Source organism: Nonomuraea antimicrobica (genome assembly GCF_039536965.1).
Taxonomy (GTDB): Bacteria; Actinomycetota; Actinomycetes; order Streptosporangiales; family Streptosporangiaceae; genus Nonomuraea; species Nonomuraea antimicrobica.
On the sequence record NZ_BAAAZP010000067.1, the window covers coordinates 79196 to 104192 of the forward strand.

27 protein-coding genes are annotated in these 24997 nt (G+C 72.5%); 14 read left to right on the forward strand and 13 right to left on the reverse strand.

Translation table 11 applies throughout. The features are described 5' to 3' along the window. Nucleotides 1-51: 51 nt before the first annotated feature. Complete coding sequence (locus tag ABD844_RS17070) at nt 52-690, reverse strand: cation diffusion facilitator family transporter (RefSeq protein WP_344877999.1); 639 nt, start codon at nt 688-690, stop codon at nt 52-54. Between the two features lie 138 nt (nt 691-828). Here ABD844_RS17070 and ABD844_RS17075 point away from each other — a divergent pair, with 138 nt between their 5' ends. After that, the gene (locus ABD844_RS17075) at nt 829-1602 is read left to right on the forward strand and encodes a DUF4184 family protein (RefSeq protein WP_344878001.1); all 774 of its coding nucleotides are present in this window, start codon (nt 829-831) and stop codon (nt 1600-1602) included. Continuing rightward, nucleotides 1595-2407, forward strand: coding sequence for a TrmH family RNA methyltransferase (locus tag ABD844_RS17080; RefSeq protein ID WP_344878003.1), 813 nt, complete (start codon nt 1595-1597; stop codon nt 2405-2407). The genes ABD844_RS17075 and ABD844_RS17080 overlap by 8 nt, the downstream gene beginning before the upstream one ends. Before the next feature lie 50 nt (nt 2408-2457). Here the strand turns inward: ABD844_RS17080 and ABD844_RS17085 are convergent, their stop codons facing one another. Further along, on the reverse strand, nt 2458-2754 hold the full coding sequence (locus ABD844_RS17085) for a hypothetical protein (RefSeq protein ID WP_344878005.1): 297 nt from the start codon (nt 2752-2754) through the stop codon (nt 2458-2460). Nucleotides 2755-2872: 118 nt separating this feature from the next. Next, a complete protein-coding gene (locus ABD844_RS17090) occupies nt 2873-3922 on the reverse strand; it encodes a LacI family DNA-binding transcriptional regulator (protein ID WP_344878007.1) in 1050 nt (349 codons plus the stop codon). A 90-nt stretch (nt 3923-4012) separates the two neighbouring features. Between ABD844_RS17090 and ABD844_RS17095 the strand changes: the two genes are divergently transcribed. Together ABD844_RS17095 and ABD844_RS17100 are read left to right on the forward strand one after the other, a co-directional pair. Next, a complete protein-coding gene (locus tag ABD844_RS17095; RefSeq protein ID WP_344878009.1) occupies nt 4013-4213 on the forward strand; it encodes a hypothetical protein in 201 nt (66 codons plus the stop codon). 8 nt (nt 4214-4221) lie between these two features. Beyond that, nucleotides 4222-4989, forward strand: a complete 768-nt coding sequence (locus ABD844_RS17100; protein ID WP_344878011.1) for a hypothetical protein — start codon at nt 4222-4224, stop codon at nt 4987-4989. A 275-nt stretch (nt 4990-5264) separates the two neighbouring features. Here the strand turns inward: ABD844_RS17100 and ABD844_RS17105 are convergent, their stop codons facing one another. Then, nucleotides 5265-6035 carry a D-alanyl-D-alanine carboxypeptidase family protein gene (locus ABD844_RS17105; protein ID WP_344878013.1) on the reverse strand — a complete coding sequence of 257 codons (771 nt, stop codon included), beginning with the start codon at nt 6033-6035 and terminating at the stop codon, nt 5265-5267. A 176-nt stretch (nt 6036-6211) separates the two neighbouring features. Between ABD844_RS17105 and ABD844_RS17110 the strand changes: the two genes are divergently transcribed. Beyond that, nucleotides 6212-6403, forward strand: a complete 192-nt coding sequence (locus ABD844_RS17110) for a YegP family protein (RefSeq protein WP_344878015.1) — start codon at nt 6212-6214, stop codon at nt 6401-6403. Here ABD844_RS17110 and ABD844_RS17115 read toward each other — a convergent pair. Next, a complete protein-coding gene (locus ABD844_RS17115) occupies nt 6400-6939 on the reverse strand; it encodes a DedA family protein (protein WP_344878017.1) in 540 nt (179 codons plus the stop codon). The two genes, ABD844_RS17110 and ABD844_RS17115, sit on opposite strands and share 4 nt — an antisense overlap. A gap of 155 nt (nt 6940-7094) precedes the next feature. Between ABD844_RS17115 and ABD844_RS17120 the strand changes: the two genes are divergently transcribed. Continuing rightward, nucleotides 7095-7598 carry a hypothetical protein gene (locus ABD844_RS17120; RefSeq protein ID WP_344878019.1) on the forward strand — a complete coding sequence of 168 codons (504 nt, stop codon included), beginning with the start codon at nt 7095-7097 and terminating at the stop codon, nt 7596-7598. On the opposite strand, the gene ABD844_RS17125 is transcribed toward ABD844_RS17120, so the two are convergent. The 3 genes from ABD844_RS17125 to ABD844_RS17135 form a co-directional block, all read right to left on the reverse strand. Beyond that, on the reverse strand, nt 7567-10965 hold the full coding sequence (locus tag ABD844_RS17125; RefSeq protein ID WP_344878021.1) for an ATP-binding protein: 3399 nt from the start codon (nt 10963-10965) through the stop codon (nt 7567-7569). The genes ABD844_RS17120 and ABD844_RS17125 overlap by 32 nt on opposite strands. 63 nt (nt 10966-11028) lie before the next feature. Then, nucleotides 11029-12087 (reverse strand): lysylphosphatidylglycerol synthase transmembrane domain-containing protein, encoded by a 1059-nt coding sequence (locus ABD844_RS17130; protein ID WP_344878023.1) that lies wholly within the window; start codon nt 12085-12087, stop codon nt 11029-11031. Nucleotides 12088-12137: 50 nt separating this feature from the next. Continuing rightward, nucleotides 12138-12956 (reverse strand): PIG-L deacetylase family protein, encoded by an 819-nt coding sequence (locus ABD844_RS17135; RefSeq protein ID WP_344878025.1) that lies wholly within the window; start codon nt 12954-12956, stop codon nt 12138-12140. A 38-nt stretch (nt 12957-12994) separates the two neighbouring features. Here ABD844_RS17135 and ABD844_RS17140 point away from each other — a divergent pair, with 38 nt between their 5' ends. Beyond that, nucleotides 12995-14122 carry a glycosyltransferase gene (locus ABD844_RS17140; protein WP_344878027.1) on the forward strand — a complete coding sequence of 376 codons (1128 nt, stop codon included), beginning with the start codon at nt 12995-12997 and terminating at the stop codon, nt 14120-14122. Between the two features lie 193 nt (nt 14123-14315). Here ABD844_RS17140 and ABD844_RS17145 read toward each other — a convergent pair whose 3' ends face one another. Both ABD844_RS17145 and ABD844_RS17150 read right to left on the reverse strand, forming a co-directional pair. Continuing rightward, nucleotides 14316-14678: a hypothetical protein gene (locus tag ABD844_RS17145; protein ID WP_344878029.1), complete on the reverse strand. Its 363-nt coding sequence runs from the start codon at nt 14676-14678 to the stop codon at nt 14316-14318. An 89-nt stretch (nt 14679-14767) separates the two neighbouring features. Next, nucleotides 14768-15331, reverse strand: coding sequence for a TetR-like C-terminal domain-containing protein (locus tag ABD844_RS17150; RefSeq protein ID WP_344878031.1), 564 nt, complete (start codon nt 15329-15331; stop codon nt 14768-14770). 50 nt (nt 15332-15381) lie between these two features. Here ABD844_RS17150 and ABD844_RS17155 point away from each other — a divergent pair, with 50 nt between their 5' ends. Beyond that, entirely contained in the window at nt 15382-16473 is a 1092-nt protein-coding gene (locus ABD844_RS17155) for an FAD-dependent oxidoreductase (RefSeq protein ID WP_344878033.1), read from the forward strand. Nucleotides 16474-16535: 62 nt separating this feature from the next. Next, nucleotides 16536-17648, forward strand: a complete 1113-nt coding sequence (locus ABD844_RS17160; protein WP_344878035.1) for an aromatic ring-hydroxylating oxygenase subunit alpha — start codon at nt 16536-16538, stop codon at nt 17646-17648. On the opposite strand, the gene ABD844_RS17165 is transcribed toward ABD844_RS17160, so the two are convergent. Then, on the reverse strand, nt 17618-18172 hold the full coding sequence (locus ABD844_RS17165) for a DUF1707 SHOCT-like domain-containing protein (RefSeq protein ID WP_344878037.1): 555 nt from the start codon (nt 18170-18172) through the stop codon (nt 17618-17620). The two genes, ABD844_RS17160 and ABD844_RS17165, sit on opposite strands and share 31 nt — an antisense overlap. Before the next feature lie 181 nt (nt 18173-18353). Here ABD844_RS17165 and ABD844_RS17170 point away from each other — a divergent pair, with 181 nt between their 5' ends. Next, nucleotides 18354-19334: an anti-sigma factor RsbA family regulatory protein gene (locus tag ABD844_RS17170; protein WP_344878039.1), complete on the forward strand. Its 981-nt coding sequence runs from the start codon at nt 18354-18356 to the stop codon at nt 19332-19334. A gap of 4 nt (nt 19335-19338) precedes the next feature. Here the strand turns inward: ABD844_RS17170 and ABD844_RS17175 are convergent, their stop codons facing one another. Together ABD844_RS17175 and ABD844_RS17180 are read right to left on the reverse strand one after the other, a co-directional pair. Beyond that, a complete protein-coding gene (locus tag ABD844_RS17175; protein ID WP_344878041.1) occupies nt 19339-20316 on the reverse strand; it encodes an aldo/keto reductase in 978 nt (325 codons plus the stop codon). Then, the gene (locus ABD844_RS17180) at nt 20313-20663 is read right to left on the reverse strand and encodes a MerR family transcriptional regulator (RefSeq protein WP_344878043.1); all 351 of its coding nucleotides are present in this window, start codon (nt 20661-20663) and stop codon (nt 20313-20315) included. Before ABD844_RS17180 ends, ABD844_RS17175 begins: the two co-directional genes overlap by 4 nt. Before the next feature lie 224 nt (nt 20664-20887). Here ABD844_RS17180 and ABD844_RS17185 point away from each other — a divergent pair, with 224 nt between their 5' ends. The 4 genes from ABD844_RS17185 (at nt 20888) to ABD844_RS17200 (ending at nt 24903) form a co-directional block, all read left to right on the forward strand. Then, a complete protein-coding gene (locus ABD844_RS17185; protein ID WP_344878045.1) occupies nt 20888-21508 on the forward strand; it encodes a DUF998 domain-containing protein in 621 nt (206 codons plus the stop codon). 69 nt (nt 21509-21577) lie between these two features. Further along, nucleotides 21578-22036: a universal stress protein gene (locus ABD844_RS17190; RefSeq protein ID WP_344878047.1), complete on the forward strand. Its 459-nt coding sequence runs from the start codon at nt 21578-21580 to the stop codon at nt 22034-22036. A 49-nt stretch (nt 22037-22085) separates the two neighbouring features. After that, a complete protein-coding gene (locus ABD844_RS17195) occupies nt 22086-23366 on the forward strand; it encodes an APC family permease (RefSeq protein ID WP_344878049.1) in 1281 nt (426 codons plus the stop codon). Nucleotides 23367-23484: 118 nt separating this feature from the next. Beyond that, nucleotides 23485-24903: a methionine--tRNA ligase gene (locus ABD844_RS17200; protein WP_344878051.1), complete on the forward strand. Its 1419-nt coding sequence runs from the start codon at nt 23485-23487 to the stop codon at nt 24901-24903. Nucleotides 24904-24997 lie beyond the last annotated feature (94 nt).

Genomic DNA, 24997 nt, shown 5'->3' on the forward strand with positions numbered 1-24997 from the left:
CGGTCGGCGGCAGCCGTCAATGCCGCAGTCAGTGGCAGTCGTCAGTGGCCGTCAGTGGCTGCAGATGTGACCGCGCCAGGCGCGCGTGCCCTCCCGTACGGCGACCGCCGCCAGCGCCACCGCCATGACCGGATCCACCCACCACCAGCCCACGGTGTTGAGCCACAGCCCGGCCAGCACGCCCGCCGCCATGGCCGCGCAGATCAGGTTCTGCGTGCCCTCGCCCGACGTGGCCGCCGAGGCCAGCCGCGCCCCGAGCCGCCGCTTGGCCACGCCCAGCACCGGCATGCTGACCAGGCTGAACGTCGTCACCACGATCCCCAGCACGCTCGGCGTCGCCCGGTGCCCGGCGTCCAGGTCGTGCGCGACGTGGATCACGAGGTAGGGCGCCAGCAGCCAGAAGCTCACCGCCACCGCCCGCCGGGCCGTGGTCTCGGCGCTGGGGGACGACGTGCGCGTACCGGTGAACCGCCACACCACGATCAGGCTGGCCGCCGCCTCCACCACCGCCGACAGCCCCCAGCCGATGAGCGCGACCGAGTGCGCGGCCAGGCCCGCGGCCAGACCGAGCGTGCTCTCCACGCCCAGCCAGGCCAGCGTGACCACGGAGAGCGAACGCGCGGAGCGCGCGGCGCGCAGCCATTCGGCTGACGCGGCCGGATGCTCAAGAATCCGCTGATCAGGCACCATGAACCCCCGAACTCCCGGCTATCCGGCCGTCGACAGCGTTACGTACCGTACCCATCACGGACCGTGATCTGGTCGTGTGGCGACAAAGGCCGGCCAATCTTCGGCCGCATAATGAGCCTTGATCACGAGGGGGGTCCCATGCCGTTCACGCCCAGCCACATCGCCGCCGTACTGCCACTGATCAGGTCGTCGTCCCGTTTACGCCGGTATCTCGACCCTTGGGCGCTCGCGATGGGCGCGATGGTGCCCGACCTGGCGGTATTTCTGCCGTTCCTGCCTGACTACACCGTGTGGCACTCCTGGCTGGGCGTGGTCACGATCAACCCACTTGCGGTGCTGATCCTGCTGCCGCTCTTCCACCTCGTCCTGCGTGACCCGTTGATCGCCCTGCTCCCGCCGTCGCTGGCCGGGCGCGCGGCCCTGCTGGCCCCCGAGCGGCTGCGCCTGCTCCCAATGGCCGCGGGAGCGGTCGTCGGGGCCGCCACCCACGTCCTGTGGGACTCCTTCACCCACTCCACCGGCCCGGCGGAGTGGGGGGCCTGGCTGTCCGTCTCCGTCTTCGGGGTGATCAGGCTGTTCCGCCTGCTGCAGTACGTCTCGTCCGCGATCGGGCTGGTCGTGGTGGTCTGGTGGGGGTGGCGGGCGTTGTCCGGGATGGCGGTGGCGACCGTACCGTCGCGGCTGCGCATGTCTGTGCGCGCCCGCGGGGTCGTCCTGTCGGCCGCCGCCGTCGGCGTCGTGGCCGGCGCCCACCTGTGGCCCCTCGTGGACGAGCCGAACCCGAAGTTCGGCCTCGCGAGCGTGCTCACCAAGACGGGCGCGGGCACGGTGATCGGCCTGTGCCTGGTGCTGGTCTGCTACGCGCTGGTCTGGCAGGTCAGGCGGCGCATGGCAGTATCGGAAGGTGCTTGAGTACCTGACCGACGCCGACGACCCCCGCCTGTCCGACTACACCCGGCTGAGGGACGTCGAGCTGCGCAAGAGCATCGAGGCCGAGCGCGGCCTGTTCCTGGCCGAGGGGGAGAAGGTGATCAGGCGGGCCATCGGCGCCGGCTTCCCGATCCGCTCGGTCCTGACCACCCGCCGCTGGCTGGCCTCGCTGGAAGACGTGCTCGGCGACGCGACGGTCTACGTGGTGAGCGACGAGATCATGTCGGGCATCGCGGGCTTCCAGGTGCACCGGGGCGCCCTGGCCTCGATGGAGCGCCTCCCCCTGCCCGCCGTGGACACCCTGCTCAAAGGCGCTACCCGCCTGCTGGTGCTGGAGGACCTGGTCGACCACTCCAACGTCGGGGCGATCTTCAGGTCGGCCGCCGCGCTCGGCGTGGACGGCGTCGTGCTCTCGCCCCGCTGCGCCGACCCGCTGTATCGGCGGGCGGTGAAGGTGTCGATGGGGGCGGTGTTCTCGATCCCGTACGCGCGGATGGACGACTGGTTCGAGGGCCTGGCCCGGCTGCGCGACGCGGGTTTCCAGACCCTGGCCCTGACCCCCGACCAGACGGTCACCCCTCTCGACCGGGTCCCGCCGGCCGACCGGGTGGCGCTGCTGCTGGGCGCGGAGGGCGACGGGCTGTCGTCGCACTGGCTGGCGGAGGCCGACCTCGCGGTGTGCATCCCCATGAGCGCGGCGGCCATGGCCACCGGGGTCGACTCGCTGAACGTGGTGGCCGCCGCGGCGATCGCCTGCCACGGGCTCATGCGTACGGCGGCCGGTTGATCGCCGGGTGCGCGTTGAGGCGCCTCGCGCCGTGCCCCCCGAGGGCGGGATCAGGGCTGTTCGCCAGCGAGCCAGTCGGGATGGCCGTCGCCGTCGTGAACGACCGGCTCGCGGTCGATGGCCCGCTCGCCGCCGGTCTCCCTGATGTGCCTTTCCAGCGTGCGCACCTGCCGCTCCGTCGTGATCAGCGTGAGCTGCCAGGCGGTGCCGTCGGGGGTGGGGGCCGGATGGGGGACTTCGGCGATGTCGATCGACGTGGCGAGGCCGGCGAGGAGGATGCCGTGCGCCAGCTCGGCCGCTCTCTCCTGACCCTCGATCGTCGTGTGGACCTCGAGGAATTCCGCCATGACGCTGTCCTTCGGGGAGGGGGGTGGCGCCTACCCTACCTGCGGCGATGAGAGACGGGCGGATTTCGCGAGGATTTCACGGATTGTTGCGGATTGCCAGGTCACCGGACACCGGTGATCAGCCGTGCGGCGCGGCCGTGGAGGCGCGTACGACCAGCTCGTACGGGAAGAGCCGGCGCTCAGGAGCCGCCCCGGCGCCCGACAGGAGCAGCCGGCCCGCCGCCTCGCCCATCTCCTGCTTGGCCTGCCGGATCGTGGTGAGCCCCGCCTCCTCGGCCGCGCTGTCGGAGAACCCGACCACCGACAGGTCTCCCGGCACCTCCAACCCCAGGTCGGCGGCGGCGTCGAGGACCCCGAGCGCCAGCACGTCGGTGTTGGTGAGGATCGCGGTCGGCCGCGGGTCGAGGCCGAGCAGCGCGTGCCCGGCCCGCCGCCCGGCCTCGCGCGAGTTGCGCGCCACCTCGTAGAACGGCACCCGCCCCCAGTCGAGGCCCGCCTCCTCGCAGGCCCGCTGGTAGCCGCCGCGCCGCGCCCGCATGGCCTCGAAGACCGTGCTCTCCTGCCGTTCGCCGTCGGCCCAGCCGGTGTGGCCGTCTTCGTGCAGCCCGACCATGGCCACGCCCAGCCGCCGATGCCCGAGCCCCAGCACGTGCCGCGCCGCCGCCCCGGCCGCCGCCGGCTCGTCGATGCCGAGGAACGGGTGCCCCGGCACGTACGGCTCGTCGACCACCACCACCGGCAGCCGCCTGGCCAGCACCTCGGCCAGCGCCGGATGCCCGTCGGGCAGCGACATCACGCAGAACGCGTCGACGACTGCGTCTCTCACCGTGTCGGTGCGCCGGTCGCCGTGGGGGAGGGGCAGGATCAGCAGGCCCACGCCGGCGTCCTCGGCCGCCGTGGCCAGGCCCTGGAAGAACCCGATCGCGTACGGGTCGGCGAACGCGTACGCCAGCGTCTCGCTGAACAGCAGCCCGAGCGCGCCCGCCCGCCCCAGCCGCAGCGAGCGCGCCGTCGGGTTGGGGCCCGCGTAGCCCAGCTCGTCGGCCACCTCCAGGATCCGCCGTCGTAGCCCGTCGCTGAGCTGGTCGGGGCGGGAGAAGGCGTAGGACACGGTGGCCCGCGACACGCCGAGGCGGTCGGCGATCGTCTGGAGCGTGACCTTGGCCATTCCCCAACCGTATCGGAGGACCTTGCCGCGCCCTTCTTAATCAATTAAGCTCTTAATCAATTAAGCTCCACTGGTGAAGGAGGGTCGACGATGGACGCCATGCAGGTCCTCGCCCACATGACGGCGATGGGGCATCGGGGGTCGCTGGAGGAGGCGCTGCCAGGCGCGCCGCGGCGGCCGGACCGGGCGGAGGGTTCGGCGAGGGCGGTGGGGAGGGCGCGGGTGCGGCTGGCGTACTCGCTGCGGTGGACTGCCGACCGGCTCGACCCGGCCTGTCGTGCCGCCGGATGATGCACAATGTGAGCGATCGATCACCGATCGTCTATGTGCCGTGCGGCCGGGAGGTGCCTGTGGACGTGGCCTGGATCATCGCACTCGCCGCCACGGCGTCCCTGAACCCGGCCCCGTCACTGACATCGGCACCGGTAGCGGCACCGGCACCGGCACCGGCACTGACGCTGGCGTCCCACGACCCGACGGCTCTTGGCTCCACGCCGGGCTCCACGCCGGGCTCCACGCCGGGCTCCACGCCGGGCTCGGCCCGGATGGCCTCCGCTTTGACGCCTGGCCCGGCGTGGATGGCTCCCGGCGTGTCGCGGGCCGAGCCGGCCGCGCTGACCTGTGCCGTCTCCACGCCCGCCGGGCGGCCGATGACGTTCGCGCCGAAGGTGGGCTTGACGCCGCGGCGGGTCGCGGCGCGGGCCAACCTGGAGCTCACCGGGTGCACCTCGCCCGACGGCTCGGCCGCGTTCCTGCGGTCGGGGTGGGCGGGGGTGCGCGCCACCGCGCAGGCGTCCTGCGCGGGTGCCCGTCACGTGCGTGGCAGCGCCGTGATCACCTGGTTCGACGCGACGGCCCGCCCGGTCGGCACCTCCAGGTTGCGAGTACGCGCCGACCGCCTCGTGGCCCAGCACCCGGCCGACACGCTGCTCACCGGCACCGTCAGCGCCGGATGGCTGGTGGGCGAGCGGGTGCGGGGCGGCATTACGCCCGCCACGGCCATCCTCGGCTGCGCCACCCGGGGCATGGCCGCCCTGCCCGGCACCGGCCGCATCACCTTCGGCTGACCAGCCCTGCGGGCACGTACCCGCCCTGCATCCGGCCGATGAACACGCTCACTCACACCTGGCCACCAGGCACGGGCCGACCCGACCACCGGGCCCGCCTCACAACCAGGCCCGCCCGACCACCGGGCCCGCCCGACCACCGGGCCTGCCGACCACCGGGCCTGCCGACCACCGGGCCCGCCCGACCACCGGGCCCGCCCGACCACCGGGCCCGCCCGACCACCGGGCCTGCCGACCACCGGGCCCGCCAGGCTGGCGAGCCCGGGTGGCTCCTGTCAGCCGAGGGAGATCTGGTCGCCCGCGTAGTTCAGCAGTCGTTCGGCCGTGGTGAAGCGCCGCTCGTTCTGGTCGTCCAGCAGCACCCCCACGATCTGCACGCCGTTGCGCTCGCCCGCGAACAACAGGCAGTAGCCGGCCGCGCTCGTGAAGCCGGTCTTGACGCCCAGCACGTCGTCCGCCCGCGTGAGCAGCTTGTTGGTGTTGCGCCACGTGTGCGCCCGGTGCACGGCGGTTTTGGACACCTTGTGCACCGTGCTCCCCACCACGTCGGTGAAGACGCTGCTCTTCAGCGCCTCCTGCGCCAGTTTGGCCTGGTCGAAGGCCGTGGAGTAGCCGCCGTTGGCGGGCGTGGGCATGCCGTCGGCGTTGGTGTAGCGGGTGTCGGTGAGACCGAGTTCGCGGGCGGTGCGGTTCATCTTGGCCACGAAGGCCGTCTTGCCGGGCCCATAATGCCTGGCCAGGGCGTTGGCGGCGTCGGCCCCCGAGGGCAGCATGAGGGCGTACAGCAGGTCCTTGACCGTGAAACGTTCGCCCTTGCGCAGCCCGGCCGTGGCGGCGCCGCCGCGCGCGGCGTACTTGACGTCGGCCGCGCTGATCGTGATCACGTCGCTGGGCCGGGCCTCGCCCAGCACCACGTAGGCCGTCATGATCTTGACCAGGCTGGCCACCGGCACCCGCCGGGTCTCCCGCTTGCCGTAATGGACCGTGCCGTTCGAGTCGACGACGTACGCCTCCTTGGCCCCCACGCTCGGAGCGTCGGCGGCCATGGCCGGGGACGAGAACCCCACAACCAGCGCGACAACGGCAGAGCTAATCAAACCCCCAATTCGCATGCCAAACATGTTGGCAGGAGATCAAGGGTTCGTTTGCCTAACTCGGCCATGCGTCACCATCAGATGGGGGTAAATCATTGATAGATCCGACATTGCGGGGGGTGATGGGCATGGCCGGACGGTTCATCATCAGCGAGGACGGTCAGGGCGGATACCGTTTCGCGCTCGTGGCGAACAACGGGCAGACGCTGGCGGTGGGGGAGGGGTTCCCCTCCAAGGTGGCCTGCGTGAACGGCATCGAGACCGTACGCAGGAACGCTCCAGAGGCCGCCATCGACGACCAGTGCGTTCGTGAGCCCTAGGAGACCAGGGCCTCGTCCTCGGCGGCCCGCCGCCGGCGCCTGCGCCTGACCACGAGCGCGGCCACGACCGCCACGCCGAGCACGGCCACGGCCCCCGCCGTGACGGGCGAACGCGCGGCCAGCTCCAGCCAGCCCCACACGAGCGCCGTGAGCCCGAACCACCACATCGGCGCCCAGGTCAGGCAGCCCAGCGCGCTGGCGACCACGTACCAGGGGTAGGACACGCGCAGTGCTCCGGCCACCCAGGGCAGCGTGTGACGCAGCACGGGCACCCAGAAGCAGCCGTAGACCGCCAGCGCCCCCCACCGCTCGACGACCTGCTCGATCTTGGCGATGCGCGCGCGGCCGAGCTTGACGCCGACGCGCGACTCGTAGAGCCTCTCGCCCAGCCTGCGCCCGACCCAGTAGTAGACCTGGAACGCCCCGAACAGGGCCAGGATCAGCACGGCCCCGACCAGCCAGTACGGCAGCCCCAGCCAGGACGACGACGTCGGAGCGGGAACGGCGACCATCGCATGCCGCATCTGCAGGCCCACCCCTCCACGATCCTTAGGACAGCCTTACCTTAGGTCAAGTCGCGCCACGGTGCCATACCCGATTGCAAGCGAAGCCACAAAAGGTGCAACCAGCCGACAACCGGGACTCAACCACCCGGTCTCACTCTATGGGGGAACCGAAAGAGGTGGTGAAGGTGCCGACCAGAAGCGCAGCCGTCCTGACCAGTGGAACCGCCAACGCCGCCAAGCTGCTGGTCGCCGCCCTGGCCTTCACCGGCGCGTACGCCGGCTTCACCGCCTACGGCAACGCCACTTCCACGGCCCGCCCCGCGACGTCGATCACGCTGTCGGCCCAGGAACTGCCTGTGAAAGCCCCCGTTCAGCAGCTCGCCGCCCCGGCCACGGCCGGCCGGCTCACCCTGAGCGTCATGACCGGCGGCGGCCCCGGCTGCGCCAAGACCTACGCCGCCCGCACCCTGATCACCGACCCGGGCTTCTACCGCTGGCGGCTCGTCCGCTGGAGCCCCGCTGACAAGTCCTGGCGCACGTACCTGTCCGACCACGACGGCTTCGGCACCGGAGGGCGGGCCGCCGAGTGGCGCCCGCGCATCTCGGGCAACCCCGGGTGGTACCGCGTCGAACTGACGGCCGACGGCGGCAGGACGGTCAGGAGCGACCGTTTCCAGGTGAGCTGCTGACCGACTGCCGGGCCGCCTCCACCCAGCGCGGCACGCCCACCCGCTCGGCCACCTCCAGGGCCTTCTCGTAGTGGGCGCGCGCGGCCTCGGGCTGCCCCAGCCGGACGGCCAGGTCGCCGAGCGTCAGCGCCACCGGCCACAGCGCGACCACGCCGGTGCCGGCCCCCGCCACCCGGTCGGCGAACGGCTTGAGCTTGTCGTAGCAGTCGACCATGCGCTCGCGGTCGTCGAGCAGCATCCCGGCCAGCGCCCGCCAGGTCATCGCCAGCTCGTACAGGAAGTCGGGGCGCACCGGCGGCCGGGCGGCGGCCACGGCCTTGGCGTCGTTGAGGTGCCCGGCCGAGGCCAGGGCCAGCGCGTAGGCGTCGAGGGTCCACTTGGCGCCGCGCAGGTGCTTCTCGGCGAGCAGGTCGACCATCTCGGACGCCCGGCCCGCCACCAGATGCAGGCAGAACGTCGTGATCAACGGCAGATCCTGACGGCCTTCCAGCATGCCCGCCCGCGCGGTCATCCTGGCCGCCTCGCGGTAGGCCCGCTCGGCGCCCACGTAGTCACCGGCGATCATCAGCCGCTGCCCGGAATACCAGACGACGACCGCGGCGGGCGCCGACAGGTCGTACTGCCTGGCCAGGAGGTCGGCCGCGGCCGCGTGCTCGTCGGCCGCGGTGAACTCGCCCCTCGCCGCCGCGCACTCCAGCAGCACCAGGTGGGCCAGCGCCTGCGTGGCCATCTGCCCGGAGCGCTGGGCCACCTCCAGCAGCTCTCTGCCGATGCTCTCGCGCGTGTCGACCGCCGGGATGTCGTACGACTGCCGCAGCCGCCCGCTCAGCGCCGCCGCGATCAGCGCCGGGTCGCCGCTCTCCCTGGCCAGCTCCAGCGCCTCCAGCGACGCCTGGCGACCGCGTTCGGGGGAGGAGGAGCCCTCCAGCTCCAGCGCCAGCGTGGTCAGCAGGCTCGCCCGCAGCCGCTGCTCACCCGCGGGCAGCTCCATGAGCGCCTTCTCGGTGACGTCGACGATCTCCCAGGCGGTGCGGGTGAAGTCGCGGGCCATGCCCTTGTGCGGGACGGCCAGCGACGCCGCCACCTTCGCGGTCAGCTCCAGGTCGCCCAGCGGCAGCGCGGCGTCCATGGCCTGCCGGCGCAGCACCCGGGCGGCCGACATGTCGCCGCACAGCGCCAGTGCCCTGATCAGGCGCAGCGTCAGCCGCAGCCGCTCTTTGGCCCGCTCGGGACGCTGCTCGCCGCTCTGCTCGTCGCCCCGCGAGCGGTCGAACGCGGCGATGGCCTGCTCCCACAGCGTGGCCGCCTCGCGGTGGGCGAAGCGCCGCTCGGCCTGCTCGGCCGCCAGCCCCGCGTAGTGAACCGCCTTGCCGGCGGCGTCGGCGAGGTAGTAGTGGTGGGCCAGCGCCGCCACGTCGGACGGCGTGCGCTGCTCGATGACCGCCGCCACGGCCGCGTGCAGCCGGGTGCGGCGCAGCCGGGAGGCGTCGGAGTAGATCGTGTCGCGCACCAGGTCGTGGTCGAACCTGAGCAGCCCGGGGCCGGGCTCGGTCACCAGCCCGGCCAGCAGCGCCGCCTCGACGGCCTCGATCACCGACTCCTCGTCGACCGCCACCGCGACCAGCACGTCGAGGTCGACGTCGCGGCCGATCACGGCGGCCTGGAGGAGGATCTGCTGCGCGCCCGCGGGCAGCCGCGAGATGCGCCGCCGCAGCACGTCGCGTACGCCGGAGGGCACCTGCGAGAGCACCTCGGTGGCGCTGGCGCGGTCGGCCGCGCCCTCGGAGTCGAGCAGGCGCACGGTCTCGCGGACGAAGAACGGGTTGCCCCCGGTGCGTTCGACGATCGACTCGACCGCGTCGTCGTCGATCTCGCGTACGCAGGTGGCCTTGACCAGCTCGGCCACGGCCTTCGGGTCGAGCCCCGACAGGCCCACGCGCACCGGGCTGAGCCGGGCCAGCGCGGCCAGCACGTCGGACTGGCGGTCGTCCAGCTCGCTCTCTCTGCAGGTCACCACGAGCAGCACCCGGCTGGTGGCCAGCAGGCTGGGCAGCGCGCGCAGCAGGGCCAGCGTCTGGTCGTCGGCCCAGTGCAGGTCTTCCAGCGTCAGCAGCACGGGGCCGCGCCGCGCCACCCCGGCCAGGTAGCCGCCGACCGCCCGGTGCAGCCGGAACCCGCCCGACACCTCGTCTTCCTCCGGGTCGGGGGCCGCGTCGTCGATCAGCGGCGCGAGGAGCTGCCCGTATTCGCCCGCGCCGGTCACGCCGATGAGCGTGCGCAGGATCTCCACCCAGGCCCAGCCGGGCGGGGTGGCGCTGGAGTCGGGGCAGGCGCCCGAGGCGGTGGTCCAGCCGTCGGCGCCGAGCCTGCCTTCGAGCTGGCGCAGCAGGGTGGTCTTGCCCGCGCCGGCCACCCCGGTCACGATCGCGACCTGGAACCGGCCCGTGCGCGAGGCGGCCGTGGTGAGCCTGGTCAGCTCGGCGTCGCGGCCCACGAACGGCTCTGGTTCGAGCGGGGGCGGCTCGACCGGCGTGGCCCGGCGCGGCGGCCAGGTGTCGGTGACGGGCGGGGCGGGCCTGGGCGCGCGGGCGGGCGGCTCCAGCTCCAGCCCGGGCGCCTGGGCCAGGATGTCGGACTCCAGCTTGCGCAGCGCGGGCCCGGGGTCGATGCCCAGCTCGTCGGCCAGGATGTTGCGGGCCCGGCGCAGCGCGGCCAGCGCGTCTCCCTGCCGGCCGCAGCGGTAGAGGCCGAGCGCCAGCAGCCGCCAGCCCTCCTCGCGCAGCGGGTGCTCGGTGGTGAGCGCCTCGAGGTCGGGCACGGTCTCGGCGTGCAGGCCCAGCCGCAGCCCGGTGTCGGCGTGCCGCTCGCGCGAGACCAGGCGCAGCTCGGTCAGCCGGTTGACCTCGGCCTCGGCCCACGACTGGTCGGCGAAGTCGGAGTAGGGGGTGCCGCGCCACAGCCCCAGCGCCTTCTCCAGGCGGCCGCGGGCGGACTGCGGGTCGCCCTCCTCCAGATGCTCTCCCGCGGCGCGGACGAGCTGCTCGAACCTGAGCGCGTCGACCTGCTCGGAGGCCACCCGCAGGGCGTAGCCGGAGGCGACCGTCACCAGCAGCCGGTTGGGGCCGCCGCGCGGGCGGCCGGGCTCCAGCACCCTGCGCAGGCGCGAGATGTAGACCTGGAGACCCGACTGGGCGCCCTTGGCCGCGTCGTCGTCCCACAGATCGTAAAGAAGCGTGTCAACAGGCACGACCTGGCCTCTGGCCACGAGAAGCCGGGCGAGGACGGCCCGCTGCCGCAAGCCGCCGAGGTCGAGTTCGTCGTCGTGTTCGTACGCCTCGACTGGCCCCAGAACTCGGAACGCCACCATGTCAGCCGCCACGCTATGCGGGCCTGGGAATCACGCACAAGGACTTTGATGGGTTTGGGATTGTCACTGGGCGGCCTTCGAGATCGCGGACGGGGGCTCCGCGCCGGCGTTCCGGCCGTTGCGCCTGCGCAGCAGTGCCCACGCGCCCAGTGCCAGGCCGCCGAACGGGATCTCGATAGTGTAAGTCCAGAAGCCGAAGAGCAGTGCGGTGGCTATGGCCGGAGTGGCCGGCACACCGAACGCGATGAGCAGCGCGGCCACGCCGCTCTCCATGATGCCGGCGCCGCTGGGCGTGATCACGGCGCTGGTCAGCACCCGCGACAGGGCGAAGACGGCGATCGACTCGGCCAGGCCGGGCCAGGCGCCGGTGGCCCGCATGCAGACCGTCATGATCGCCCACTGGAGACCGAGGAAGAACAGCATGCCGAGCGACAACCCCGGCCACCGGCGGCGGACGACCCCCGCGGTGTCGGCGCGCAGCCGGTGGAAGGCGTCGGAGGCGTGGAAACGCAGCCGCAGCAGCCGGGTGACCGCGTCGATCGCCCGGCCCAGCCAGACGGCGGCCCGCTCCCAGTAGAGGGCGGCGGCCACGACCAGGCACAGCAGGAGGATGGAGACCGCGCCCGTCCAGCCCGCGTTGGCCACGGTCGCGTTGGGCGCCTTGCCCGCGATCAGCAGGGCGATGATGCCGACGGCCGGCAGGATGAACCTGAACAACGTGTTCCAGATGCCGCTGACCAGCGTCATGACCACGAACGCCCGGCTGCCGAACCCCCAGCCCCTGGTCATCGCGAACGACAGCGCCACCCCCACGGCCCCGCCGAACGGCAGCAGGTTGCTGACCGCGCTGCCCGCCGCGTTGAGCGCCAGGCCCTGCAGGTTGTTGAGCCCGGGCAGGGAGTTGGTCAGCACGAACGTGTACGCCAGCAGGCTGAGCAGCCACAGCCCGGTCATCAGCGCGATCTCGCCCCCGCCGAGCGTGCCGAACACCGCGCCGATCTCGCTCCAGGACACCGGCTTGCCGGTGAGCGCCCGCACGAGCTGCGGCAGGTAGACCACGAGCAGCACGGCCAGCCCGAGCGACAGCACCGACAGGGAGATCTGCAGCCACTTGTTCTTCATCGGGGTCCAGTCTGCCGGGTGGCGGTGGTCGGCGGCGTCAGACCTGAGTACTACTTGGGCCACCGCTCGAAGGGATGAGTGAGCCGGGTGCCGGGGGGCAGGTCGCGGCGGACGTACCACTCGGTGCCGAAGACGAAGCGGTAGATCGGGCGGGGGACCTTGAGCATGACGGCGAGCGTGCGGTCGCTGTCGCCGCCGCTGGCCTGGGAGGCGTGCGCGGCCATGGAGGCCCGCTTCTGCCTGGTGAACCTCCGTACGTTGACCCGGTGGGTGATCGCCTCACCCGGCGAGTACGCGCTCTCGAACGTCCGCACGTCGAACTCCGGCGGGAACTTGTAGAACCTGCCCGCCACCCGCAGCAGCCAGAGCAGCGGGTCGCGGTTGACCGTCGCCTCCAGGACGATCTCCGTGCCCGCGATCTTGGCTGCCCGTTTGCCCACCCGATGCACCTGCACGTGGTCGGGATGCCCGTAGCCGCCCGCCGGGTCGTAGATCGCCAGCAGGTCGGCCTGCTCCTCCTGAAGGATCGCGGCCAGCGCCTTGGCCGCCGCTTCCGTGTCGGCGTCGATGAAGGCGTTGTCGGGACGCTCTTCCGCGATGCCGCCCTTGGGGCTCAGCCCCGAGTCGCCGTAGCCGAGGCACTCGACGCGGGCGCAGCCCAGCAGCGCGGCCGAGGCGTACAGCTCTTCGAGCCGCGCCTGGCCCAGCTCCTCGCCGGGCGCCATCTCGGCCAGGCCGCGCTCGCCCGCGGTGGCGACCACGAGCACGACGCGGTGTCCCTCGGCCGCGAGCATCGCCATGGTGCCCGCCGTCAGCAGGGCCTCGTCGTCGGGGTGGGCATGGAAGAACACAGCGGTACGTGGAGGCACAGGCCCAGATTAGTCTGGGAGGGGTGCGGATCTTTCACGTGAGTGACTGTTACCTGCCGCGACTCGGGGGGATCGAGGTCCAGGTCGCCGATCTCGTACGCGTGCAGCGGGCGGCCGGGCACGAGGTGTCCGTGGGCACGGCGACCAAGGGGGAGCCGCTGCCCGGCGTGCACCGGATCGTCGCCAGGATGCCGTTCGACCTGCCCGTGCACCCGTTCGGCGTGGGGCATCTCACGCGGCGCATCACCTCGGCGCGTCCCGACGTCGTGCACGTGCACGCGGGGGCGGTCTCGCCGTTCGCCTGGATGGGGGTGCGCGCCGCCTTCCGCGCGGGGGTGCCGTGCGTGGTGACCGTGCACAGCATGTGGGATCCGGTCACGCGGTGGGTCTACCGGCTGCTGCGGCTGGCGTACGGGTGGCAGCGCTGGCGGCTGGTGGCCACCACGGTCAGCAACGCCGCCGCGGTCCCGATCCGCGCCGTGGCCGGGCCGCTGGTGCCGGTGCGCGTGGTGTCCAACGGCCTCGACCTGTCGGGCTGGGCGCCGCCCCCCGGCACGCCGGCGCGCCGCCCCGACGGGCGGGCCGAGGTGCACATCGTGGCCGTGGGCCGGCTGGCCCCGCGCAAGCAGCCCGTACGCCTGCTGAGGCTGCTCCAGGCCGCCCGTGCCCGGGTGCCCGCGCGGATCCCCATGCGGGCCACGATCGTCGGCGACGGGCCGGCCAGGGGCCAGATGGAGCGTTTCCTGGCCAGGCACGGCATGAGCGAGTGGGTCTCCCTGCCGGGCCGCCACACCCGCGAGCAGATCGCCAAGGTGCTGGAGTCGGCCGACGTGTTCGTGGCGCCCGCGCCGCGCGAGTCGTTCGGTATCGCGGCGCTGGAGGCGCGGGCGGCGGGAGTGCCGGTGGTGGCCAGGGCGCAGAGCGGCGTGGCCGACTTCGTCGCGGACGGCACCGAGGGGCTGCTCGGCCGTACGCTGGGCGATCTGGCCAGGGCGGTGGCGCGGCTGTGCTCCGACGCGGCGCTGCGCGGGTCGATCGCCGCCCACAACCGGGCCACGCCGCCCGCGGCGGGCTCGTGGGACACGGTGCTCGCGGGGTTCGACCGGGCCTACGAACAGGCCGGTGAACAGCGGCGGGCCGCTCGTCCTGGGCGCGAGACCGCGTAGTTCGAGCCGGGAGGGGCTGTGGCGCTCACCCCCTGTTCGCGCCACAGCCGTCTCTGCCAGTCACGACCGGCAGGCCCCAGAAACGGCCTGGTCAGTGTGCGACCGCCGATCTGCCTGCCGTCGGTCCGCAGTATGACGCGGTCGCCGCCTCCAGCCTGCCCCCCACAGGTGGTGGCGGCGACCGCGGGCCCGGTCAGGCGCAGGCGGCCGTGATCTTGCTGGTGAAGCCGTTGGCCTTGCTGCTGAACTCGGTCACGGCGGCCAGGTCTCCGCCCTTCATGGCGGCGAAGCCGTCGGCGAGGTCGTTCAGCGCGGCGGCGACGTCGCCGTCGTACTTGCCGGCCAGCTCCTTCGTCTTGGTGGCCGCGGTCTCCGAGGCCGTGCCGATGGCGTCGGGGTTACCGATCGCTGAGCTCCACTCGGTGACGATCTTGGTGGCCTCGCCGGCCGCGGTGTTGCAGTCAACGGCCTGCCCGATCGCACCACAGGCGGTGGTGAGGCCGGCAAGAGTCAGCGTCGCGGCCACGACGGCCAGGCGACGACGAGGGGGTTTCATGTTCCGTGCCCTTCGTAGGTTTAGCGAACGAAGGGAACATTATGGGCCCAAACTTGACTGTCACTTGCACCCCACTAGCACCAGAGGCATCAAGTGGGCGTAAAGCCGTGCAGCAGGACCTGCACGATCTCCGCCGGTTCGGGCAGCGGAAGATCCAGGAGCCCCCGGTAGGAGACGAGTCCGGTGAACATGTCCGTGAGCATCCACAGGTCGGCGTTCGGCGGCAGTTCGCCGCGCTCGATCGCGCGCTCGTACACGACCCATGAGCGCTCCATGCGGGTGCGCATCCCCGTACGGATGATCTCGGCCACCGCTGGGTCGCGGCCGGCCTCGCCGTAGATCTGCTTGGCCATGCGGGCGACGCCGGGTTGGTGCCAGAGGGTGAGCGTGTCGGAGACCACCACGCCCAGGTCGCCGGCCAGCGAGCCGGTGTCGGGGATGGCGACGTGCGTGTTCATCAGGCCGGTGATGGTTTCGAGCAGCATGTCGCGCTTGGTGGCGTAGCGCCGGAACACGCTCGCCCGGCCCACGCCCGCCGCCGCGGCGACGTCGTCCATGGTGAAGTCGAACCCCCGGGCGAGCACCAGCTCGGTCGCGGCCTGCCGGATGCGGTGGTCCACGGTCGGGTCGGGCTTGCGGCCGCGCGCAGACATTGTGATACTCCTAGTATCCGATATCGAGAGTCTCAGTCTCAGGGAACGCTATGAGAGTAATCATCGTCGGTGCGGGCGTCGCGGGGCTCGCCCTGGCCCGTGCCGTGCTCGCCGCGGGCCACGACGCCGAGGTGTACGAGGAGGCCCCCGAGCTGCGTACGGCCGGCGGCTCCGTCACCCTCTGGCCCGGCAGCACGGCGATTCTCCAGGAGCTCAGGGCCGACTACACCGGCATCGGGCGGCGGCTGGAGACCATGGAGTCGTGGGCCACGGACGGGCGGCGCCTGCTGACCGTGGACCTGACGGTGGCCGAGCGCCGCTTCGGCCATCCGGTCGTGCACGTGGCCCGGAGCGAGCTGGTCGGGCTGCTCGCCGAGGGCGTGCCGGTGACGTACGGCGCGCGGGCCGAGCGGGTGGTGCCGGAGCGGGCCGAGGTGCACCTGGCCGACGGCCGTACGGTGCGCGGCGACGTGCTGGTGGGCGCCGACGGCCGCCGTTCCGTGGTGCGTGCGGCGCTGTGGGGCGACGACCGGGCGCGGCTGAGGCCCTGGGTCACCTGGCAGGGGTTCACCACCGAGCCCACGGCGCTGACCGAGGCGGGCAGGGCGGTGATGATCGCCGGTGGGCGGGGCCTGTGCGGGCTGATGCCGGCGGGCGAGGGGCGGCTGCTCTGGTGGTTCGACGTCAGGGCGGCCCCTGGCGGGCCGTTCTGGGCCGACGACCCGCGGGTGGCCGAGCGGCTGCGCGAGCGGTTCGGCGGTTGGGCGGACCCGGTGCCCGCCGTCCTCGGCTCGCTCTCCGACCTCGACTTCTTCCCCCACCATCGCCAGCCCATCCCCGGCGTCTGGGGCAAGGGGCCGACCACGCTGGCCGGCGACGCCGCGCACACCATGCCGCCCACCATGGCCCAGGGCGCCAACCAGGCCCTGGAGGACGCCTGGCTGCTCAGCCGCTCGCTCGGCGACCTGCGCGCGTACGAGCGGGCCAGGTCGAAGGTGGCGCGCAGGCCGGCCAGGCTGGCCGGGACGGCGCTCACCGACATGCAGCGGTCGTTCGTCGGGCTGCTGCCCGACGGGCCGGTGACCAGGATGTACACGGCCATGCTGCGCAGGTACAGCAGCTACCTCTTGACAGCCCTCTGAGCCCGCCCGACGATGTCGCATATAGAGCAACTCGGTGCGTAATACGCAACAAGGGGTGTCGGTTGACCACCACGTCGAGCCTGATCTCCACGCTTCCCGGCCGCGCCTACACCGACCCCGAGATCTTCGCCGAGGAGCAGGCCAAGATCTTCGAGAACCTCTGGTTCTGCGCCGTCAGGGCCGGGGACCTGCCGAAGCCGGGCGCGTTCAGGACCGTGCAGGTGGGCAGGGAGAGCGTGATCGTGGTGCGCGGGCGCGACGACCGGCTGCGGGCCTTCCTCAACGTCTGCCGGCACCGCGGCGCCCGCCTGTGCGCCGAGGAGTCGGGCGAGGTCAGGCGGACGATCAGGTGCGCCTACCACGCCTGGTCGTACGACCTCGACGGCCGCCTGGCCGCCGCCCCCAACCTGGCCAGGATGCCCGACGTCGACCGCGTCGAGTACGGGCTGGTGCCCGTGCACCTGCGCGAATGGCTCGGGTACGCCTGGGTGTGCCTGGCCGCCGAGCCGCCCTCGTTCGAGGAGCACGTCACGTACGCGGCCACCGAGCGGCTCGGCGACCCCGCCGCCATCGAGCGCTACCACGTCGAGGACCTGGCGCTCGGCCGCCGCGTCGTCTACGACGTCAAGGCCAACTGGAAGCTCCTGGTCGAGAACTTCATGGAGTGCTACCACTGCGCCACCATCCACCCGGAGCTGACGGCGGTGCTGCCGGAGTTCGCCGGGGGTTACGCGGCGCAGTACTACGTCGGCCACGGCGCGGAGTTCGCCGAGCGGGCCGAGGGGTTCACGGTGGACGGCAGCCCCGGCTTCGGCAGGCTGCCCGACGTGTCACAGGACCAGGACCGCCGCTACTACGCGATCACGGTCAAGCCCCAGGTGTTCGTCAACCTGGTGCCCGACCACGTGATCCTGCACCGGATGTTCCCGATGGCCGCCGACCGGACCGTGGTGGAGTGCGACTGGCTCTACCACCCCGGCGTGGTGGAGTCGGGGGCCGACCTGTCGCTGTCGGTCGAGTTGTTCCACCGGGTCAACGAGCAGGACTTCGACGCCTGTGAGCGCACCCAGCCCGGCATGTCGTCACGGGCGTACCGGGAGGGCGGCGTGCTGGTGCCCAGCGAGCACCACATCGCGCTCTTTCATCAGTGGGTGAACCAGCGCTTGCGCGGGTAGCGCACGGTGAGCCCGCCGTACTTCGCCCGGCCGCTGATCACCAGGCAGAGGGCGCCTGGGCGGGGTCTGCTCGGCACGTCCGAGGTCTTCGTGGCGCCCCAGTCGCTGTGGAAGCCGTCCACGTTCGCCACCGCGCCCTCGGGCAGGATGATCTTGGCGGAGCCGTAGGCGAGGTCCAGCTCGACGTCGACGACCGGGTGGGTGATGACGGCCTCGGAGAAGTCGAGCTCGACGCTGCCGTACTTGGAGGACACCCGCAGGCGGCGGGGGACCGCCCAGTCGCCTGAGCGCTTGAGGTTGCCGTTCTTCGGCTCCAGCTCGACCAGCTCGCCGACCCGTGGCTCGGCCGCGGGCAGGTCGCTGATCAGCTCCAGCAGGTCGCCGTACGTCTTCGCGGTGAAGGCCAGTTCGAGCCGGTCCTCGAGCTCCGGCTGCGTGAGGCGGCCCTCGGTGAAGGCGTGCTGCAACTGCTGCGCGGTGCGCTCCCGGTCCTCGTCGGACACCCGCATCTGCAATTCCGACATGTCATGAGCATAGGTTCACGGCGCTCAGAACGGGAGCCGTCGGCCGGAAGGGGTGCGCAGATCGAGGGGGAGCTGCCGGGGTCCCGGCAAGGGGCGGCGGATGACCTGGACTCTTTTCACAATCCTTTACATACCCAGCAGATTGCCCGTGAATTCATCGGCCTTGGGTACCGTGAGTGCTGTGTTGGCGGACCCGTTCGCGCATCCGGCGCTCTTCTACCGGGGTGACCGGGAATACACGGCTGCCACCACGGCCTTCGTCCGCGACGGGCTGGCCGCCGGCGACCCGGTCGCGGTCGCCGTCCCCGGCCCGCGTCTCGCGCTGATCGCCGCCGCGCTCGGCGCCGACGCCGGCGACGTGCTCATGCTCGACATGATCGAGGCCGGGCGCAATCCCGGGCGCCTCATCCCCGCCGTGCTGCGGGCCTTCGCCGACCGGCATCCAGACCGCCACGTGCGCATCGTGGGCGAGCCCGCCTGGCCGGGGCACACGGCCGCGGAACACGCGGCGTGCGCCCAGCACGAGGCGCTGATCAACCTGTCGTTCACGGGGCGGCGGGCCACGATCCTGTGCCCGTACGACGTGGCCGGGCTGGGCGCCGACGTCATCGCCGACGCGGCGCGCACCCACCCCGTGCTGCGCGACGCCTCGGGGGAGTGGCGAAGCGCCGACTACGCGCCCGAGCAGGTGGTCGACGAGCACAACCGGCCGTTCGGGGAGCCGTGGAAGTACGTGTTGCTGTCCTTCGACCACACCAACCTGCCCGCGGCGCGGGCTCTGGCCGCCCAAGAGGCCGCCGCGATGGGGTTCGCGGGCGACCGGCTCGACGACATCCGGCTGGTGGTGGCCGAGCTGGGCGCCAACAGCCTCGACCACGGCGGCGGCTGGGGCAGGCTCAGGGTGTGGACCGAGGACGGCCGGCTGGTGTGCGAGGTCAGCGACGCGGGCCACATCACCGACCCGCTGGCGGGCCGCAGGCCGGCCGACCCGCGCCACCCGGGCTCGCGCGGCCTGCTGATCGTCAACCTGCTGAGCGACCTCGTACGCGTGCACACCCGGGTCGGCGCGACCTCGACCCGCGTCTACTTCGACCCTGCCGTCGGCCCTGCTTCCGCCCCTCCCTTCGGCCCCGCTTCCGGCCCCGCCGGGCCCGCCGCCTGAGCGGTCAGCGCTCGATGTCGGCCATGACGGCGTAGCGGTCGCCGCGTACGGCGTCCACGGGAACGGCCTTCACCAGCGCGTCGAGCTGCTCGGGCGTCAGCGTGACGTCCGCCGCGGCGGCGTTCTCCTCCAGGTACGCCAGCCGCTTGGTGCCCGGGATGGGCACGACGTCCTCGCCCTGGGCCAGCAGCCAGGCCAGGGAGATCTGGGCCGTGGTCAGCCCGGCCGCGTCGGCGACCTTCTTCACCTCGGCCGCCAGCGCCCTGTTGTGCTCGGCGTTCTCACCGGTGTTGCGCGGCATGCGCCGCCGGAAGTCGTCGGCGGACAGCTCGTCGGCGCTGGGCATCGCGGCCGACAGCAGACCGCGGCTGATCGGCGAGTACGCCACCAGCCCGACCCCCAGCTCCCAGGCCGTGGGCCGGATCTCCGTCTCCAGGCCCCTGGTGAACAGCGAGTATTCGCTCTGCAGGGCCGCGATCGGGTGCACGGCGACGGCTCTGCGCAGGGTGTCGGCGCTCACCTCCGACAGCCCCAGGTGGCCCACCTTGCCCTGCTCGACCAGCTCGGCCATGGCCCCGACCGACTCCTCGACGGGCACGTCGGGGTTGCGGCGGTGCATGTAGTAGAGGTCGATGTGGTCGACGCCGAGGCGGCGCAGCGAGGCGTCGCACGCGGCCCTGATGTACTCGGGGCTGTTGTCGATCGAGCGGCCGCCGCTCTCGTCGCGCCTGATGCCGAACTTGGTGGCCAGCACCACCTCGCCGCGCCGGTCCTTGATGGCCCGGCCGACCAGCTCCTCGTTGGCCCCGCTGCCGTACATGTCGGCGGTGTCCAGGAAGTTCAGGCCGAGGTCGAGCGCGCGGTGGATGACGGCGACGGACTCCCGCTCGTCGCCCCGGCCGTAGAACTCGGACATCCCCATGCAGCCGAGCCCGAGTGCCGAGACGCGCAGGCCGTTGAGGCCGAGGGTGCGCCTGTTCATTCCATCCCCCCGTAAGAGTCGATCTTCTGATCCAGCACCTTCAGGTCCTGGGTGAGCTCCGCGATCCTGGCCCGTACGCGCTCCCTGTGCAGCTCCAGCATCTCCTTGCGCTCGCCGGAGGTGTTGCGGCCCATGCGCCGCAGCTCGGCGTACCGGCACATGTCGGCGATCGGCATGCCCGTCGTGCGCAGTTTGGTGAGGAAGTCCAGCCAGACGAGGTCGGCCTCCGCGTAGTCGCGGTGCCCGCTGCTGTTGCGGCCGACCGAGTGGATGAGCCCGATACGCTCGTAATAGCGCAGCGTGTGAGCGCTCAGCCCCGAGCGCGCCGCGGCCTCCTGGATCGTCATGCCTCCAGGGTGGCCCTTAGAGCGCACTCGAAGTCAAATCGGGTGCCATCGGGTACGGCCCACTGCCCCCACCCTGAGGGGGCAGGCCCTACCCAGGGTCACGTATGAGCAGGTCGGCGGCCCTCCCCAGGGGTCGATCCGACCAAGGTATTAAGGGATCGTTCAGGGCCGCTTCGGGCCGATCTCCGATGTCGGCGAAGCCCGCGTTCCACGAGCTTTGAGGCATGAAGGGATTGCTCGTCAGCGGGTTCGCGGCCATCGGCGCGGGAAGCGGCGCCATGCTCACCTTGCACGCCGGGTCGGACCTCGATCCGATGCACAGCGTGATCAGCGAGTACGTCTGGCAGTCGGCCGGTTGGCTGCTGCCCGCCTCGCTCACCCTGTTCGCCGTGGGCTCCGCGCTCATCGCCGAGGCGCTGCGCCGCGCCGGGATGAGCCGCTGGATCGTCGCGCTGCTGGTGGCGTGGGGGGCGAGCATGTTCATGATCGGGGCCTTCCCGACCGACCGGCCGGGGGTGCCGCTGTCGCTGTCGGGAGGCATCCACCGCTACGCCGCGTTCGCCGCGTTCCTGGCGATGCCGGTGGCGGGGCTGCTGCTGGCCAGGGCCAGGATCCGGTACGCCAGGGCCGTGCGCGTGCTGAGCGGGGTGGCCGTGGGGGCGCTGCTGCTGGTCGTGATCCCGTACGTGGTGCGCATGTTCGGCATCCCGCTGTCCAACGACGACATCCCGGCGGGCCTGACCCAGCGGGTCGTGGTGGTCACCGAGCTGGGCGTGCTGGCGCTGGCCGGGCTGTCGATGCTCAGACCGGCGGCCAGGCGGGGCGTGTCGCCCATCATGGCCTGACGGCCGTCAGGCGTGAAGTCCGCCGCAGGGGAAAGAGGGAGGGCCCCGAACTCTTGAGGAAGTGGCGACATGACGATTCTGATCGCTTACGACGGGTCCGACGACGCCAAGACCGCCATCGCCTTCGCGGGCGAGATGTTCCGCGGTGCGGAGGCGGTCGTGCTGACGGTGTGGGAACGGCTGGCGATGACCTCGGCCAGGGCCACGGCGGGATTCCTGGTGGCCCTCGACCAGACCGGCGCCGAGGACGAGGCACTCGCGGAGGCGATGCGGGAGCTGGCCCAGCGCGGCGCCGAGTTGGCCCGCGCGGCCGGACTGGACGCGAGCCCGCGCTGCGACGTGGACTCCGTGGCCGTCTGGTCGACCATCGTGGACGTGGCCGACGAACTGGACGCCAAGCTCATCGTGACCGGCACCAGAGGGCTGGGCGGGGTGCGTTCGCTGCTGCTCGGCAGCACGTCGGACCGGGTGCTGCACCACGCGCACCGCCCGGTGCTGGTGGTCCCGGGGCCGGGCAGGAACGACTGAACGTTCACCCCCCGTTGCCGCGGGCTGTCGGTGGGATGCGGCAGAGTGGGTGCCTCCTGATGAGGACGTGAAGGAGGCGGGCACGTTGCGGGAAGGGCTGGCGCGGCGGCTCGGCACCGGCGACGCGGTGGTCGTGGGCCTGAGCGCGATGATCGGCGCGGGGGTGTTCGCCGCGTTCGCGCCCGCCGCCGCGGTCGCCGGCCCGTGGCTGCTGGTCTCGCTCGCCCTCGCCGCCGTGGTGGCCTACTGCAACGCCACCTCCTCGGCCCGGCTGGCGGCCCTCTACCCCGAGTCCGGCGGCACCTACGTCTACGGCAGGCGGCGCCTCGGCCCGCTGTGGGGCTATCTGGCGGGCTGGGGCTTCACGGTCGGCAAGACCGCGTCCTGCGCGGCCATGGCGCTCACGTTCGGCGCGTACGCGCTGCCCGGTCTCGAACGCCCGCTGGCCGTCCTCGCGGTGGCCGCGCTGACCGTGCTCAACCTGTTCGGCGTGCAGCGCTCGGCGGGCGTGGCCCGGGTGCTCGTGGCGTTCGTCCTGGCCGTGCTCGTCGCCGTCATCGCGGCCGGGTTGTTCGGCGACGACGTGGTCACGTTCGGCTGGTTCGCCAACATGCCCGCACCCACGATCGACGTCTGGGGCGTGTCGCAGGGGGCCGGGCTGCTGTTCTTCGCCTTCGCCGGATACGCCAGGATCGCCACCCTCGGCGAGGAGGTGCGCGATCCCGCCCGCACCATCCCCCGCGCGGTCGGGATCGCGCTCGGCATCACGCTGGCCGTCTACACGCTGGTCGCGGTGGCCGCGCTGCGCACGCTGAAGCCGGAGCTGCTCGCCGCCTCCCAGGCGCCGCTGGCCGACCTGGTGCGGGAGGCGGGGTTCGGCTGGCTGGCGCCCGTGGTGGGCGTGGGGGCCGCCGTGGCGGCGCTGGGCGCGCTGCTGGCGCTGCTGCTGGGCGTCTCGCGTACGGTGCTGGCCATGGCCCGCGAGCGCGACCTGCCGGGCGCCCTGGCCGCCGTCGACCCGGTGCGCCAGGCGCCGAGACGGGCGGAGCTGGCGGTGGGCGCCGCGGTGATCGTGCTGCTGCTGGTGGCCGACCTGCGCGGGGCGATCGGGTTCTCCTCGTTCGGCGTGCTGGTCTACTACGCGATCGCCAACGCGAGCGCGCTCACGCTCGGCCGCGACGAGGGCGCGCCGCCCCGCGCCGTCCCGGTGGTGGGGCTGGTGCTGTGCCTGGTGCTGGCGGCGACGCTGCCGCTGGTGTCGGTGCTGGCCGGGCTGGCGGTGTTCGCGGCCGGGCTGGTGATCTACCTGGCGCGGCGGAGTGTACGCTGAGGGCATGACGACGTGCGCGGCGATGATGGCCCCCTAGGGGGTTTCGTCGGCACGTCCACGCTGAGGCCCTGCTAGCCGGGGCCTCTTGTCGTGTCCGGGGCCCCTTGGGAGGCACCCGATGTACATCACCACGACCATCCCCTACGTCAACGCCCGGCCCCATCTCGGCCACGCGCTGGAGCTCGTTCAGGCCGACGTGCTGGCCAGGCACCATCGGCGCCTGGGCGAGCCCGTACGGTTCCAGACGGGCACCGACGACAACTCGCTGAAGAACGTGCTGGCCGCCGAGGCGGAGGGCGTACCGGTGCGGGAGCTGGTGGACAGGAACGCGGCCGCGTTCGAAGGGCTGCGCGGGACGCTGGACCTGTCCTTCGACTCCTTCATCAGGACCAGCGCGCACCACGGGCACAGGGCCGGTGTGGCGGAGATCTGGCGGGCCACCGCGCACGACCTCTACCAGCGCCACTACGAGGGGCTCTACTGCGTGGGCTGCGAGCAGTTCTACCCGCAGGGGCCGTGTCCCGACGGGCACGAGCAGCCGCTCCAGCGGGTGTCGGAGGAGAACTGGTTCTTCCGGCTGTCCCGCTACCAGGACGCCCTGCTCGACCTGATCGGGAGCGGACGGCTCAGGATCGAGCCGGTGGCGCGGCGTAACGAGGTGCTGGCGTTCGTCGAGGCGGGGCTGGCGGACATCAGCGTCTCCCGGTCCGCCGCCCGCGTCAAGGGCTGGGGGATCCCCGTGCCGGGCGATCCCGGCCAGGTGGTCTACGTGTGGTGGGACGCCCTGGCCAACTACGTCACCGCGCTCGACGGCGGCGGTGCCTACGAACGCTGGTGGGTGCGCGAGCCGCGCAAGGTCCATCTCATGGGCAAGGGGGTGATCCGGTTTCACGCGGTGTACTGGCCGGCGATGTTGCTGTCCGCGGGCCGGCCGCTGCCCACGGACATCTTCGTGCACGACTACCTCACCGCCGGCGGCCGCAAGCTCAGCAAGTCGTCCGGCGACCCGGCCGATCCGGTGGCGCTCGTGGCCGCGTACGGAGTGGACGCCGTGCGCTGGTGGCTGCTGCGCGAGGTGCCGCGTGTGGGCGACGCCGACTTCACCGAGGCGCGGCTGGCCGCCAGGGCCGACGAGGACCTGGCGAACGGCCTGGGCAACCTGGTCAACCGGGTCGCCACCATGGTCTGCCGCTTCCTGGACGGCCACGTGCCACCTGCGGGGGAGGTCCTGGCGGAGACGTCGGTGGGCGGGCGGGTGAGCGAGGCCCTGGACGACTTCGACTTCAGGCGGGCGGCGCTGGCCGTCTGGACGATCGTGGCGGACGCCAACAGGTACGTCGAGCGCACCCATCCCTGGCAGCAGTCGCGCGCCGGTCAGGAGGCGTCGCTGGGGACGCTGGTGCACGCGTGCCGGGCGCTCGCCGTGGAACTGGAGCCGTTCCTGCCGGGGGCGGCGGCGCGGGTGGCCGCGGCGGTGTCCGGTGAGCGCCTGTCCAGCCCGAAGCCGCTGTTCCCGCGGCAGGCCAGACGGGCGTGAGAGGGCCTGGGCGTGGCGTGCCCGACGGGATCGGCGTTTCCGCGGTGTCGCGGTTGACGGTGGTCGCGTGGCGGCCTACGGTGGCGCCACACCG